General features: G+C 46.8%; 11 protein-coding genes, 11 tRNA genes and 2 rRNA genes (1 of these 24 only partly in view). 2 read left to right on the plus strand and 22 right to left on the minus strand.

The window, feature by feature from the left end; all coding sequences use genetic code 11:
- Nucleotides 1–219 precede the first annotated feature (219 nt).
- Entirely contained in the window at nucleotides 220–1,791 is a 1,572-nt protein-coding gene (spoVB, locus tag PPM_RS20035) for a stage V sporulation protein B (RefSeq protein ID WP_013372643.1), read from the plus strand.
- 6 nt (nucleotides 1,792–1,797) lie between these two features.
- Here the strand turns inward: spoVB and PPM_RS20040 are convergent, their stop codons facing one another.
- Nucleotides 1,798–2,574 carry a DUF421 domain-containing protein gene (locus PPM_RS20040; protein WP_013372644.1) on the minus strand — a complete coding sequence of 259 codons (777 nt, stop codon included), beginning with the start codon at nucleotides 2,572–2,574 and terminating at the stop codon, nucleotides 1,798–1,800.
- Between the two features lie 206 nt (nucleotides 2,575–2,780).
- Between PPM_RS20040 and PPM_RS20045 the strand changes: the two genes are divergently transcribed.
- Nucleotides 2,781–3,170, plus strand: a complete 390-nt coding sequence (locus PPM_RS20045) for a TIGR04086 family membrane protein (RefSeq protein ID WP_013372645.1) — start codon at nucleotides 2,781–2,783, stop codon at nucleotides 3,168–3,170.
- 67 nt (nucleotides 3,171–3,237) lie between these two features.
- Here the strand turns inward: PPM_RS20045 and yajC are convergent, their stop codons facing one another.
- From yajC to PPM_RS20150, 21 genes are all read right to left on the minus strand, one after another.
- On the minus strand, nucleotides 3,238–3,573 hold the full coding sequence (gene yajC, locus PPM_RS20050) for a preprotein translocase subunit YajC (RefSeq protein WP_013372646.1): 336 nt from the start codon (nucleotides 3,571–3,573) through the stop codon (nucleotides 3,238–3,240).
- A gap of 35 nt (nucleotides 3,574–3,608) precedes the next feature.
- Nucleotides 3,609–4,748 carry a tRNA guanosine(34) transglycosylase Tgt gene (gene tgt / locus PPM_RS20055; RefSeq protein WP_013372647.1) on the minus strand — a complete coding sequence of 380 codons (1,140 nt, stop codon included), beginning with the start codon at nucleotides 4,746–4,748 and terminating at the stop codon, nucleotides 3,609–3,611.
- Nucleotides 4,749–4,768: 20 nt separating this feature from the next.
- Complete coding sequence (queA, locus tag PPM_RS20060; RefSeq protein WP_013372648.1) at nucleotides 4,769–5,797, minus strand: tRNA preQ1(34) S-adenosylmethionine ribosyltransferase-isomerase QueA; 1,029 nt, start codon at nucleotides 5,795–5,797, stop codon at nucleotides 4,769–4,771.
- A gap of 7 nt (nucleotides 5,798–5,804) precedes the next feature.
- Nucleotides 5,805–7,898 (minus strand): SpoIID/LytB domain-containing protein, encoded by a 2,094-nt coding sequence (locus PPM_RS20065; RefSeq protein ID WP_013372649.1) that lies wholly within the window; start codon nucleotides 7,896–7,898, stop codon nucleotides 5,805–5,807.
- Between the two features lie 227 nt (nucleotides 7,899–8,125).
- Nucleotides 8,126–9,133 carry a Holliday junction branch migration DNA helicase RuvB gene (gene ruvB / locus PPM_RS20070; protein WP_013372650.1) on the minus strand — a complete coding sequence of 336 codons (1,008 nt, stop codon included), beginning with the start codon at nucleotides 9,131–9,133 and terminating at the stop codon, nucleotides 8,126–8,128.
- A 50-nt stretch (nucleotides 9,134–9,183) separates the two neighbouring features.
- On the minus strand, nucleotides 9,184–9,798 hold the full coding sequence (ruvA, locus tag PPM_RS20075; protein ID WP_013372651.1) for a Holliday junction branch migration protein RuvA: 615 nt from the start codon (nucleotides 9,796–9,798) through the stop codon (nucleotides 9,184–9,186).
- Nucleotides 9,795–10,298, minus strand: coding sequence for a crossover junction endodeoxyribonuclease RuvC (gene ruvC / locus PPM_RS20080; RefSeq protein WP_013372652.1), 504 nt, complete (start codon nucleotides 10,296–10,298; stop codon nucleotides 9,795–9,797). Before ruvC ends, ruvA begins: the two co-directional genes overlap by 4 nt.
- Before the next feature lie 225 nt (nucleotides 10,299–10,523).
- Complete coding sequence (locus tag PPM_RS20085) at nucleotides 10,524–11,225, minus strand: BofC C-terminal domain-containing protein (RefSeq protein WP_013372653.1); 702 nt, start codon at nucleotides 11,223–11,225, stop codon at nucleotides 10,524–10,526.
- Nucleotides 11,226–11,332: 107 nt separating this feature from the next.
- Nucleotides 11,333–11,406, minus strand: a tRNA-Pro gene (locus PPM_RS20090).
- Nucleotides 11,407–11,413: 7 nt separating this feature from the next.
- Nucleotides 11,414–11,493: transfer RNA gene (locus PPM_RS20095), tRNA-Leu, on the minus strand.
- Between the two features lie 12 nt (nucleotides 11,494–11,505).
- A tRNA-Arg gene (locus PPM_RS20100) sits at nucleotides 11,506–11,582 on the minus strand.
- Between the two features lie 5 nt (nucleotides 11,583–11,587).
- Nucleotides 11,588–11,662: transfer RNA gene (locus tag PPM_RS20105), tRNA-Gly, on the minus strand.
- 38 nt (nucleotides 11,663–11,700) lie between these two features.
- Nucleotides 11,701–11,773: transfer RNA gene (locus PPM_RS20110), tRNA-Lys, on the minus strand.
- A gap of 28 nt (nucleotides 11,774–11,801) precedes the next feature.
- Nucleotides 11,802–11,878 (minus strand) — tRNA-Asp (locus tag PPM_RS20115).
- Between the two features lie 26 nt (nucleotides 11,879–11,904).
- Nucleotides 11,905–11,981: transfer RNA gene (locus PPM_RS20120), tRNA-Met, on the minus strand.
- A 30-nt stretch (nucleotides 11,982–12,011) separates the two neighbouring features.
- Nucleotides 12,012–12,087 (minus strand) — tRNA-Val (locus tag PPM_RS20125).
- Between the two features lie 9 nt (nucleotides 12,088–12,096).
- A tRNA-Glu gene (locus PPM_RS20130) sits at nucleotides 12,097–12,168 on the minus strand.
- Between the two features lie 17 nt (nucleotides 12,169–12,185).
- Nucleotides 12,186–12,277, minus strand: a tRNA-Ser gene (locus PPM_RS20135).
- A 3-nt stretch (nucleotides 12,278–12,280) separates the two neighbouring features.
- Nucleotides 12,281–12,356: transfer RNA gene (locus PPM_RS20140), tRNA-Asn, on the minus strand.
- Nucleotides 12,357–12,374: 18 nt separating this feature from the next.
- Nucleotides 12,375–12,491, minus strand: a 5S ribosomal RNA gene (gene rrf, locus PPM_RS20145).
- A gap of 78 nt (nucleotides 12,492–12,569) precedes the next feature.
- Nucleotides 12,570–13,687: ribosomal RNA gene (locus PPM_RS20150) — 23S ribosomal RNA — on the minus strand; it runs 1,812 nt beyond the window's last position.

A 13,687-nucleotide genomic window follows, 5' to 3' on the forward strand; every position in this document is an offset into this window, starting at 1 on the left:
ATCTTGGAAAACCCTTCTTTTCGTCGAAAAATAGCCGTAAATCAACAATATATGCATTCATTTCGCTCGTCAATAGCAGAATTCACCACTCTCCCTCTTGTAGTCTGGATCACCTTGTTTCTAAACTGAAAAGCTTGTCATGAACATGGACAGGTCCAGCATATCTTCTAAGGAAACACATAGACGCAGAATTTCACTTTGGGGAAGAGGGAGTTGCGATTGAAAAAGCAGACATTCATTCATGGAGCAATTATTTTATTGGCAGCGGGAATCATCAATCGGCTACTGGGTTTTATTCCCCGAATCGCACTCCCGCGTATCATAGGCCCCGAAGGAGTCGGCTTGTACCAGCAGGGGTATCCCTTTTTTATTGTACTAGTGACTCTTATTACTGGGGGCATCCCTCTTGCGGTAGCCAAGCTTGTAGCTGAAGCTGAAACAGCGGGGCAACCCGAGATGTCACGGCGTATTTTGCACACTAGCTTGCGCTTCACCATTACACTCAGCCTGATCGCCATGGCAATCTGTCTTGTGTTTGCACCTTGGATCACAAGCCATCTCCTGACCGACAGCCGTGTGTATTATACATTCGTAAGTATGAGCCCAATGATTGTCATTGTTGCTGTTTCCTCAGCTTATAGGGGCTATTTTCAAGGAAAACAAAATATGATTCCTTCCGCAAGTTCCTCCATTGCGGAAACCGTCATGCGCATTTTTTGCGTCATTTGGTTTGCTTACTTGTTACTTCCTCATGGTGTAGCCTACGCTGCTGCAGGTGCCATGCTTGGTGCTTTGGCGGGTGAATTCATTGGCATGGTTGTGCTGCTGTGGCAATATGCCTGGAACCAGCGAAAAGATCACATTCTTCAACCAAAGGCCCCTTTACCCCCAAAGGTTCATACCGACCAATCATCCGTTTTGTCACGTCTTATGTCGATATCTGTTCCCGTTACTGCTGGAAGGCTTGTCGGTTCCTTATCTTATTTGCTCGAATCTATCTTATGCATGCGTAGCCTCGCCGTAGCAGGCATTGCAACTGGCGTGGCAACCGCACAATATGGGGCCATGCAAGGCATGGTTATTCCTGTGTTGTTACTACCAGGGGCCCTTACCAGTTCGCTGGCTGTTTCACTCGTGCCTTCGTTATCCGAAGCAGCAGCGAAAGGGCATATTACTGCCATTCACAAACGTTTGCATCAATCGCTTCGACTTGCTTTAGTCGCAGGAGCCCCATTTGCCGTAATTATGTATGTATTAGCAGAGCCGCTGTGTCTGCTGCTCTACAATAATGGCGATATTGCGGGCATGCTTAAACTCATGGCTCCCTTTGCACTTTTTATGTACATTCAGGCCCCTCTTCAGGCAGCACTTCAGGCGTTAGACCGTCCTGGAAGTGCCTTATTGAACACCTTTATCGGAGCCATTATCAAAATTGTACTGATTGTATGGCTTGCTTCTCAGCCTCAGTACGGTATCTACGGAGCTGTCATTGCCATCTGTATTAACAGTGCTATCGTTACCCTCCTACATGGCTTCAGTGTCAGCAGACTGCTTCGCTTTCGTGTACGTTTACTTGACTTCTGGAAAACCGGGATGGGCATGATCATTATGGCGGCAGCGGTATTATATACCTACAGACATTTAACGATTTTCGATCAAATGTGGCTCCAATTTATGTTTGCCGCAGGCTTGGGAATTATTCTCTACCTTTTCCTGATGACCTTGATCAAAATGATCGACTGGGACAACCTCACACGCATTCCAATATTGAGAAGATGGTTTAAAGCATAAAAAAAGCTAATCCAAAGATTCTCCATAGGCCGGTGGTGTAATATACACATCCCCTCTATGGTTGACCGAGCATAAGAAAACATCCTTAAAATCTTTGTGACCCTTCGCTTGAATCTGATTTTTAAGCCAAAAACGGTTCATATCCATCCGTTCCAAATTTCGATCCAGCACCTTGCCGTCCATAATTAATGGAATCGGTAGTCCCTCATATCTAAACTTTCCACCGATTTGTGGAGAAGGGTGGACTTTATTTTCCTGTTGTTCTTTGCTTATCAAATCATTTTTGTTTTGTTCCTGCTTTATTTTTTCATGTTTAGCGCCATCGTAAAAATCCTTGTCAATCACCGTAAGTTTACCTGTTGTTTCCAAAATGACATATTCAACCTCATCCAAACTTTCTATATTTTGTTCACGAAGTTGTAACAGCAAGTCATCTAAGTTGTAACGTTGCTTCGCCATTTCGTCCTTGTTTAGTTGTCCATTTGAGTACAATACACTGGGCCTACCATCAAATAGTAAGCGCAGACGCCGACTTTTCAGACTGAAATAGGAAATTCCGATTTGCAAAATTAACAGCACTCCTAAAGGAATCAACCCTTCATAAAGTGGACGTTTTATATCCTCCAGGCTGAATACAGCAATTTCCGCAATCATAATGGATATGACGAGATCGAAAACAGACAATTTTCCGATCTCCCTTTTACCCATCAAGCGCATCACCAGATATACAATAAAATACATGAGCAGCGTCCGAAAAATATGAGCAAAAATATCGTGACTCAATAGGTTCGCCTCCTCTCCTGTACTTGCGACAAGACATTAGTCGTTCATTGTACACGTATTCTGACCGTTCCTCACTTGGCTCATACAAAAAACAAAAGGCTAAATTATTGAAATAAAGAGAAAGACTGCTTACGACTTGGTACTAACCCGGGAAGCTTGGCCATAGAATGATAATAGTTCAAACCTTGGTACAGGAGGAATTATCCATGGAGCTCATTCGCCGCTGGTGTTCGTTTCGTCTGGCCCATCCCATTTTATCCGGCTTATTTTATGCCTTTGCATGGATGCTGTTTGGCGCATTGATTCTTTCAATACTCTTGTGGATGACACAGATGCAAGAACAGGACTTATCATTGTATACGTACATCGTCCACGCATTCGCCATGCTATCTGGTGGCTTCGTCGCCGGTAAAAGATCCACGAACAAAGGCTGGTATCAAGGCGGTATTACAGGCATTCTGTATGGACTAATCGTTCTTCTGGTCGGTTTTTTGGCATTGGATGCAGGCATGAATGGTAAAGACCTGCTGCACTTAGGAATCGCGTTTGTTATAGGAGCAGGTGGCGGGATGTTTGGCATTAACTTTAGTAAGTAAGTCAACATGTATGTAACACAAAAAAAACCGAGCCTCCTCAAAGGCTCGGTTTTTGCATAACAACATTTTACGATTTAGAAACAACTTCCTCAGATGCAGTGTCTTTTGCAATCGCATTACTAATTGCACTGCGGTCAAAGGTCAGCTTCGTCACATCGTTCACACGCAAAACAACCACATCGTCCGTAATCTCCACAATTGTACCGTGAAGTCCTCCGATTGTAATTACTTTATCTCCTTTTTTCAAAGCTTGAAGCATCGATTGACGCTGCTTTTGTTTTTTCTGATTCGGACGAATCAGCAAGAAATAGAAGATTACAAACATCAGAGCCAGTGGCCAGATCATTTGAAAAAGTCCGCCAGCTCCACCTGGTGCAGCCGCAGCTGTAGCAAAATGAAACACATTAAATCCCCCTTTCGTATACTCTCCCCTAAAACTTAAAAGCCTTTATCATTATCATGAAGACCGTACTGCTCAAAAAATTCATCGCGGAAATCAAGCAGCCTGTCATCCATAATCGCTTGTCTGACATTACGCATCAATTGTATTAAGAAATGCAAGTTATGATACGTTGTCAGTCGGAGCCCGAAGGTTTCATCTGCTTTAATTAAATGTCGCAAGTAAGCACGTGAATAATTGCGACAAGTGTAGCAATCACAAGCCGGATCAAGCGGGCCAAAATCACTTGCATAATTCGCATTCCGAACAACAAGACGTCCTTGACTTGTCATCGTTGTTCCGTTGCGAGCAATTCGGGTTGGAAGTACACAATCGAACATATCCACACCACGAATGGAGCCTTCAATCAAAGCATCCGGCGAACCAACGCCCATCAGATAACGTGGTTTGTTAGTAGGAAGCAGAGGAACCGTGTAATCGAGCACTTCATACATCAAATGCTTAGGTTCACCTACACTCAGTCCACCAATAGCATACCCCGGGAAATCCATGGAAGTCAAATCTGCCGCACTTTGCTTACGCAGATCTTCATGCATGCCTCCTTGTACAATGGCGAACAGCCCTTGATCATGTGGACGCGCATGTGCCTCCAAACAACGCTCAGCCCAACGGCTGGTGCGCTCCAGTGACTTTTTCACGTATTCATACTCAGCCGGAAACGGTGGACATTCATCGAAGGCCATCATAATATCCGAGCCAAGCGAGTTTTGGACTTCCATCGCCACTTCCGGAGAAAGAAACTTCTTATCTCCATTTAGATGAGAGCGGAAATGAACACCTTCCTCTGAAATCTTACGCATTTCACTTAAGGAAAACACTTGGAATCCGCCGCTGTCTGTTAAAATAGGGCGATCCCAATTCATAAACTTGTGCAGTCCGCCCGCTTCTCGGATAATATCATGACCAGGACGAAGAAACAGATGGTACGTATTACTCAAAATAATATGAGCATCCATCGCTTTCAGTTCCTCAGGGCTCATCGTTTTAACAGTTGCTTGAGTTCCCACGGGCATAAAGGTTGGAGTCTCAATAACTCCGTGAGGCGTGTGTACACGCCCAAGACGTGCTCCTGATTGCTTGCAGGTCTTAATATGTTCGTATCTTATTGCTGGTGCCATATTTTCTCTACCATCCTTAATTAATAAATGAACATAGCGTCCCCGAAGCTAAAGAACCGATATTTTTGGTCAATCGCCTCCTGGTAAGCATGCATAATATTCTTTCTGCCAGCCAGTGCGCTGACCAGCATAACCAAGGTGGACTTAGGCAAATGAAAATTCGTAATCATTGCATCCACCACACGGAATTCATAGCCTGGATAAATAAAAATCTGTGTCCATCCACTGCTGGCCTGTAGTACACCATCTACGAAGTTACTGCCCACCGTCTCCAGCGTTCGGCAACTGGTTGTTCCCACTGCCACGACTCTTCCGCCGCGCGCCTTGGTTGCATTGAGTACATCCGCCGTTTCCTGTGACAATGAATAGTATTCTTCATGCATGACATGCTCTTCAATCGTATCCACCGACATCGGTCTGAACGTCCCTAAACCGACATGAAGTGTGATAAAGGCAACCGTAACGCCCTTCTCTTTAATCCGGTCCAGTAATTCTTCGGTAAAATGTAACCCTGCCGTTGGAGCCGCAGCAGAACCTTCGTGCCGAGCATAAACGGTTTGATACCGCTCACGATCATCCAGCTGTTCCTTAATATACGGAGGAAGCGGCATCTGCCCTAAGCGATCCAGGATCTCCTGAAAAATACCATCATATGAAAATGAAAGTACCCTTCCGCCCATATCTCCTTCTTCCTCAATAACTGCCTTCAGCTCATCACCGAAAACAATAACAGCTCCCTTTTTCAGCTTTTTGCCGGGTTTCACCAATGCTTCCCATCGGTCTCCCTCCAGTTGTTTAAGCAGCAAAACCTCGGCCTTAGCCCCGGTGTCTTGCTTGATGCCAAACAAACGTGCAGGAATTACTCTGGTATCATTCAGAACCAGCGTATCCCCTGGCTGAAGATACTGCACAATATCCGAAAAGGTATGATGTCCCACTTCACCGTTGTTTTTGTTTAGCGTCAGTAATCTAGAAGCGGTCCGCTCAAGCAAAGGCGTCTGTGCAATTAATGTTTCAGGTAGTTCAAAATCGTAATCGTTTACGTTCATATATTGGTCAGTCCTTAACTATATCCACATTTTTGTAATAGTGTTGCAAAATTTTCTTGTAATCATACCCCTGCTCTGCCAATCCATTGGCCCCCCATTGTGATAAGCCCAAACCATGACCATTCCCTTTACCTGTAAAAATAAAGCTTTGCGTTTTGTCGATGACTCGTGCATGGCGATCTTCATTCATGACGACCACCCCGTTACCACTTAAAGTGCTGCTGCCAGATGCCGACAGAATTTGGGTACCTTGTGTGCCGCTTACATGAGTAGTAGCTTCGTCAGCGCCTAATACAGTATAACTGCCGGTACTCGCAATATCAAACAGTGTGCTTGGTAGTCCCCCCATCGCTGAGCGATACATGTCCGGATACTTCACTTTTAGAGGAGTTCCATCTGCTTCAACCTCCAACACTCGACCTGACGGACCCCGTTTGGTAACATCAAGGTGATTAACAGAGGACGGTACTGTGCCAGTTATTTTCCCTTGCAAGGACTTAGCAATCTGAGCTGCTGTAAAGGGCCCTCTAACCCATGCATAGTCTCCGGATTGAGGCACCTTTTCCAGAACAATCATCTCTTCACCCGGCTGCGCCTTTGCTACGGGTGTAACCGTTGATTGGATTTGAGGAATAGGACGCACATTTGTATTTTCCGCAGTGACGGTGATTTTGTCTAACCCCGCTTCTGTGACTCCCTCCAGCTCCTTAGCGTTATCCTCGCGGATATAACCTGTCTTGCCATTGGAGAGAAGTACATGATACCACTCCTGTGCTCCTTTTTGTGCCGAGGTATCTCCCGAGCTGTCCACGCTCGCAAACGCTTCACCACCACTATTCCACACTTCGGAAGCATCTGCTGTAACACCACCCGCATTAGAGGAGAATACAGCTTCGACCACTTTGCCGCCACTCTTAATAACTTCACCAGCTGTTGCATCTACAGCCTCGTTGACATTTGCATGTTCTGAGCTCTTACCATTGTAAGCTTGGCTTAGCGTGCCATCTACCACATTGCCGATCTGAAACCGATTGCCTTGGGCAAGCGCATAACTGCGAGCCGCTACCGCTTGAGCCTTAAGCGCTTCAGCTGGCCATGAGGAATAGACTTCTGCTCCAACTACGGAATACAAATACTGCTCCAAAGGGACTTCATTCACAAGCGCCAGCTGTCCTGACGTTATGCCAATCTCCATGTCGCCGCGATATGTTCGCTGTGACCTTTCGACCACTTGGATTCCATTATTACCGCCGTTGACAATTATCTTGCTATTATTAGAGCCACTTAGCATGTAATGAGGCATCACCTGTGAGCCTGTCGTTACTCCTGCTTCCTGTCTTAGGATAAGACCAGTTTGAGTAGTGTTCACTTTGGAAAGGGTGAGTCTAGGCTGCTTGCTCTCCAGCTCTGTTTTCAAGGCCGACAGCTTACTGTCATTACTTTCTTCTCCAACCCATACAGCATACTGGCCTCTTGATTGAATTACAGTAAAAGCATCAAAACCTGCGGCAGCAATTGTCGTGCGAACGAGATTAGCCTCCTGCTCGCTTCCGTAGCTTCCCGTCGACCAATGTTTGTTTCCCTTAACTTCGGCCTGTGCTCCGGTTGCTGAGGAAATCCGCTGCACAGCAGCCTGTGCCGACTGTTCACTAGCATATAATCCCGCATACACTTGATAGACAGAGCCACCGTTTTTTGAACCAATAAAAACAGTAGGTTTATCATTAGTCTTTTGCAGAGCTTGAGCCGCTTTTATCGCAGCCGCTTCATTTCCTTCAAGCACCTTCACTCGATAGCTGTCTACACTAAAACGAGCCGTACTGTCTGGCAGTCCCATCCAAGCCTGAAAGCTGCCCCCACTGTTCTGTCCGACACTCAGGCTCCCTGATGATTTCAAAGTTACAGCGGGAACTGTCGCTTTATATTTGCTGCCTAGATCCGCAAAGATCACTACACGAATATCCTCTTGGGAGGCAGCAGCCTGAACAGCTGAAGGCCAAGGTATGCAAGCTGTAGCTAATACCATAAAGAAAGCTGCTCGTTTGAGCCGGCCTGTCCACGCTCCGAAATTTTTATTTCGGTTCAATGTATCTCCACTCATTTCTAGCTCCCCCAATTCTAGCTGACTAGCACTTATATTACATGATTTATCGGGATCTCGACCCACGTCTATCCCTTTAAATACATCGGCGGAATAAACTAAAATTTGAACCCGCTTGAATCGGACTTATACACTTCTTAGCTCAATTCATCTGTCTAATCCACTTCATATCCTCATACTTACGAATAACACTCAATGATTTTTAAAAGTGCACTATAATTTCCTAGTCACCGTGGGTCTGTTGGCATGGGAATTCCAAGGTGAGCATATGCCGCCGGAGTCACCGTTCGTCCGCGAGGTGTTCTTTGTAAAAGGCCAATTTGTAACAAATAAGGCTCGTACACATCTTCAATCGTCTGGCTCTCTTCACCAATGGTCGCAGCAATGGTGTCCAATCCTACAGGTCCGCCCCGGAATGAATGAATCATAGCCTTAAGCATTTTATGGTCAATTTCATCCAGCCCAAGTGGATCTATTTGAAGTCTCTTTAGTGCCTCTGCAGCCAACTCTGAATGAATAATACCGTCTCCGGCAACTTGGGCAAAATCACGTACCCTTTTTAACAGTCGGTTGGCAATCCGCGGTGTCCCCCGTGAACGCAATGCGATTTCCTCCGCCGCATCCCCAACAATCTCGATTTCCATAATATCCGCATTCCTAGACACGATGTAAGCCAGCTCGTCTGTCGTATAAAACTCTAATCGACTAATAACGCCAAATCGGTCACGCAATGGCGCAGAGAGCAACCCAGCGCGTGTAGTAGCACCTATAAGAGTAAAGGGCGGTAAATCCAAACGAACTGAACGTGCACTTGGGCCTTTGCCAATCATAATGTCCAGTGCAAAATCTTCCATCGCCGGATACATGACTTCTTCCACTGTACGGTGAAGGCGATGAATTTCATCAATGAACAAAACATCACCCTCTTGAAGGTTGGTCAGCAATGCTGCCAAATCTCCCGGTCTTTCAATTGCAGGACCTGAAGTTGTACGTAAATTAACCCCTAACTCATTGGCGATAATGTTAGCCAAAGTGGTTTTACCCAATCCGGGCGGTCCGTACAACAATACATGGTCCAACGCTTCTTTACGCATCTTGGCCGCTTCAATATATACTTTCAGATTTTCCTTGACCTGATTTTGCCCGATATATTCATTTAGATAACGGGGGCGAAGGCTTAACTCCGCCGTCTGGTCTTCCATCATCAAATTGGCGGAAATAATCCGGTCATCCACAATCCATCGCTCCTCTTTTTACCAGATTTCTATTCACGGACAACAGCGTCCTATCCGGCAAACAACAGTTGCAAAGCCCGTTTCATCAAAATGTCGGCAGAATCATCAGGTTTCGCATCTTTCTTCATTTTGCTCCATACCTTATCTAACTCAGCATCCGTGTAACCGAGTGCTTTAAGCGCTTCACGCGCCTCACTCCAGTACGAACCTTGGCCTTCTTCTACAGCAGGCTCCGCAAACAATCCGGTAGCCATTCCTAACGCCCCAATACCGTCCAGCTTGTCTTTTAAATCTAGAATCATACGTTGTGCCGTCTTTTTACCGATCCCCGGTAATTTGGTGAGAAATGTGATATTCTCCTGATAAATCGCCGTCACCACATGCGCAGGCGTACCGCCTCCCAAAATACCAAGAGCCACCCGTGGTCCAATACCAGACACATCGATCAATTTACGGAATAATTGCTGCTCCTCACGGGTTGCAAACCCAAACAGTAAAATAGCATCTTCCCTTACATGATGGTGAGTGTAAATAACCACCGGTCCTTCCGTTTTGGCGAAGGCGTAAGGATTCGGACAAAATACCCGATACCCTACACCCTGCACATCCAAAACGACATATTCATTTTCCAAGTGAGCTACAGAACCACGCAAGAAATCTATCATTTTCGTAATACCTCATTTAATTTTGAATTTAGTCCATAGGAATGCGCATGACAAATAGCCACTGCCAAAGCATCCGCTACATCATCCGGTTTGGGCACAGCCTGGAGCTTTAGAAACATTCTAATCATCTCCTGTACCTGCTTCTTCTCCGCCTTGCCATACCCTACAATAGCCTGCTTTACCTGCATGGGCGTGTATTCACCTATAGGCAAATTACGTTGTTTGGCAGCGAGTACCAGCACCCCACGTGCCTGGCTTACAGACATAGCCGTTGTAACATTGCGATTAAAAAAGAGCTTCTCCAATGCTACCGCATCTGGCTTATACTTATCAATTAATTGCAACATGCCTTCATACACATGAAGCAACCTGTCTTCTTCCGGTGTATGGGCCTCCGTCTGGATACAGCCATATTGCACAGGAACCACCTTACTGCCTATCTTGTCTACAAACCCGAAGCCCACAATGGCAATACCGGGATCAATTCCTAAAAAACGCAAAAAAACCTCTCCCCTATCGCTCAAACATGCCTAACTAACCATCAGCTAGCACTATCGTTATTATACATGAGTAAATTCCATATAAAGCGAACATATGTGTCGTTCTTTTCATTATAACAAAACTTTGTATCTAATAGAGGAAAAAGTTTAACCATGAGTGAAAACATAAAAAGAGACGCTACAAGCCTCACCTCATGGGCAAAGCCTAACGTCTCGTACTTGTAATCAATAATGCTGCTTTAATACCCTCTGTGTTCGCTCCACTGCGAAGTCACTAAAAGTGGAGATTACACTGTTATACTCATTTATATCCTGTACACGGATTCCCTGCTGAAGTTGTTTATATACCCCTTCCGGCAAGGCCGTCTCCATAGACCCTATATCCAATTGAAAAAAAGTACGAATTACTTTTTCCTTTTTAGGCAGCCCTTCAAACAGTGTAAGCTGTCCATCAGTGCTTAAGCCCATATATGCACGCTCTTTGCATGACTCCGACAAATCTTCCACTCTGCGCTCCAGCCACACTTCTCCTTTAGTATTAAGCCGTCCCTTCCAATCGGGATGTTGCTTCAGCAAACTTTCCAGTTGTTGTGAACTTAACGTTCCCAAGGAAGTGGTCTCCGTACCACATACGTAGGTAGTTAACAAACGGGTCTTCCTGCTTATACCGGAAGCATGAATACTTTGCAATAGCTGCATCTGCGAGGAGCGGTCTTCGGTAGAAGTATAATTTGGTGACTCCTCCTCCATCTCTGCCATAACGGGAGTAGCCAGTGGTTGCGACAGCATAGCCTGCATATGATTCGAAAACAGAATACCCAACCCTGCCAGTAAGCAAGCCGCACCCAAAATAGTACATGCCCACACTGTTCTTCTCCACTGTTTCCAGCGCCGTTTCATCTGTTTTTTCCAACTTAATCGCTTCACAGTAATCCCTTCCGTCCCACTTTTTGTGTTAGTGTGACCTGAAGATTACTGATTTATACAAAAGATAATAACAAAAAAGTCGCTGCTTCCAGCGACTTCCTATTGAATCGGGATGACACGATTTGAACATGCGACCCCCTGGTCCCAAACCAGGTGCTCTACCAAGCTGAGCTACATCCCGAAATAGATGCCGGTGAGAGGACTCGAACCTCCACGGTTTCCCTCACGATTTTGAGTCGCGCGCGTCTGCCAATTCCGCCACACCGGCTTATGAAGTTAATGGCGCGCCCTGAGAGATTCGAACTCCCGGCCTTTTGATTCGTAGTCAAACGCTCTATCCAGCTGAGCTAAGGGCGCAAATATGGAGCGGACGACGGGAATCGAACCCGCGACCCTCGCCTTGGCAAGGCGATGCTCTACCGCTGAGCCACGTCCGCAATACAATTATATCCATGACATATAAGTACATGAATGATGAGCCATGAAGGACTCGAACCTTCGACACCCTGATTAAAAGTCAGGTGCTCTACCAACTGAGCTAATGGCTCCCAACAGGGTAATGTAACTTTGTGAAAATGGCGGAACTGACGGGATTCGAACCCGCGATCTCCTGCGTGACAGGCAGGCATGTTAGGCCTCTACACCACAGTTCCATAATAATTTTCATTAAAAAGTTAATTGGTTGCGGGGGCAGGATTTGAACCTGCGACCTTCGGGTTATGAGCCCGACGAGCTACCGAACTGCTCCACCCCGCGGCAATAGTAGGGAAGTCTATTAAAAATAAATGGTGGAGGCTGAGGGGATCGAACCCCCGACCCTCTGCTTGTAAGGCAGATGCTCTCCCAGCTGAGCTAAGCCTCCATACTACTATGACCCGTAGGGGATTCGAACCCCTGTTACCTCCGTGAAAGGGAGGTGTCTTAACCCCTTGACCAACGGGCCATACTATAAAATAATTCTGGCGGAGAGAGAGGGATTCGAACCCTCGAGACGCTTTTGGCGCCTACACGATTTCCAATCGTGCTCCTTCGGCCAACTCGGACACCTCTCCATATGGCTCCCCGAACAGGACTCGAACCTGTGACAACTCGATTAACAGTCGAGTGCTCTACCAACTGAGCTATCAGGGAATAATAATTACAAAACTCGCTTGGCGGCGTCCTACTCTCCCAGGACCCTGCGGTCCAAGTACCATCGGCGCTGGAGGGCTTAACGGTCGTGTTCGGGATGGGTACGTGTGGAACCCCTCCGCTATCGCCACCAAACATGAATTTGCCTCGCAAATTCTAACTTCAAGGTTACACCCTGAAAACTGGATCCGAAACTTCACTGCGCCTTATCTTTAGGATAAGCCCTCGACCGATTAGTATTGGTCAGCTCCATGCATTACTGCACTTCCACCCCCAACCTATCTACCTCGTCGTCTTCAAGGGGTCTTACATACTGGGAAATCTCATCTTGAGGGGGGCTTCACGCTTAGATGCTTTCAGCGCTTATCCCTTCCGTACATAGCTACCCAGCGGTGCTCCTGGCGGAACAACTGGTACACCAGCGGTACGTCCATCCCGGTCCTCTCGTACTAAGGACAGCTCCTCTCAAATTTCCTACGCCCACGACAGATAGGGACCGAACTGTCTCACGACGTTCTGAACCCAGCTCGCGTACCGCTTTAATGGGCGAACAGCCCAACCCTTGGGACCTACTTCAGCCCCAGGATGCGATGAGCCGACATCGAGGTGCCAAACCTCCCCGTCGATGTGGACTCTTGGGGGAGATAAGCCTGTTATCCCCAGGGTAGCTTTTATCCGTTGAGCGATGGCCCTTCCATGCGGTACCACCGGATCACTAAGCCCGACTTTCGTCCCTGCTCGACTTGTAGGTCTCGCAGTCAAGCTCCCTTCTGCCTTTGCACTCTTCGAATGATTTCCAACCATTCTGAGGGAACCTTGGGGCGCCTCCGTTACTCTTTAGGAGGCGACCGCCCCAGTCAAACTGCCCACCTGACACTGTCCTCGTACCGGATCACGGTACCAAGTTAGAACCTAGATACGATCAGGGTGGTATCCCAAGGATGCCTCCTCTCAAGCTGGCGCTCAAGATTCAACGGCTCCCACCTATCCTGTACAGATCGTACCCAAATTCAATATCAAGCTGCAGTAAAGCTCCATGGGGTCTTTCCGTCTTGTCGCGGGTAACCTGCATCTTCACAGGTATTAAAATTTCACCGGATCTCTCGTTGAGACAGCGCCCAAGTCGTTACGCCATTCGTGCGGGTCAGAATTTACCTGACAAGGAATTTCGCTACCTTAGGACCGTTATAGTTACGGCCGCCGTTTACTGGGGCTTCGGTTCATAGCTTCGCTCCGAAGAGCTTACCACTCCCCTTAACCTTCCAGCACCGGGCAGGCGTCAGCCCGTATACTTCGCCTTGCGGCTTCGCACAGACCTGTGTTTTTGCTAA

This window comes from Paenibacillus polymyxa M1 (assembly GCF_000237325.1).
GTDB lineage: Bacteria > Bacillota > Bacilli > Paenibacillales > Paenibacillaceae > Paenibacillus > Paenibacillus polymyxa_C.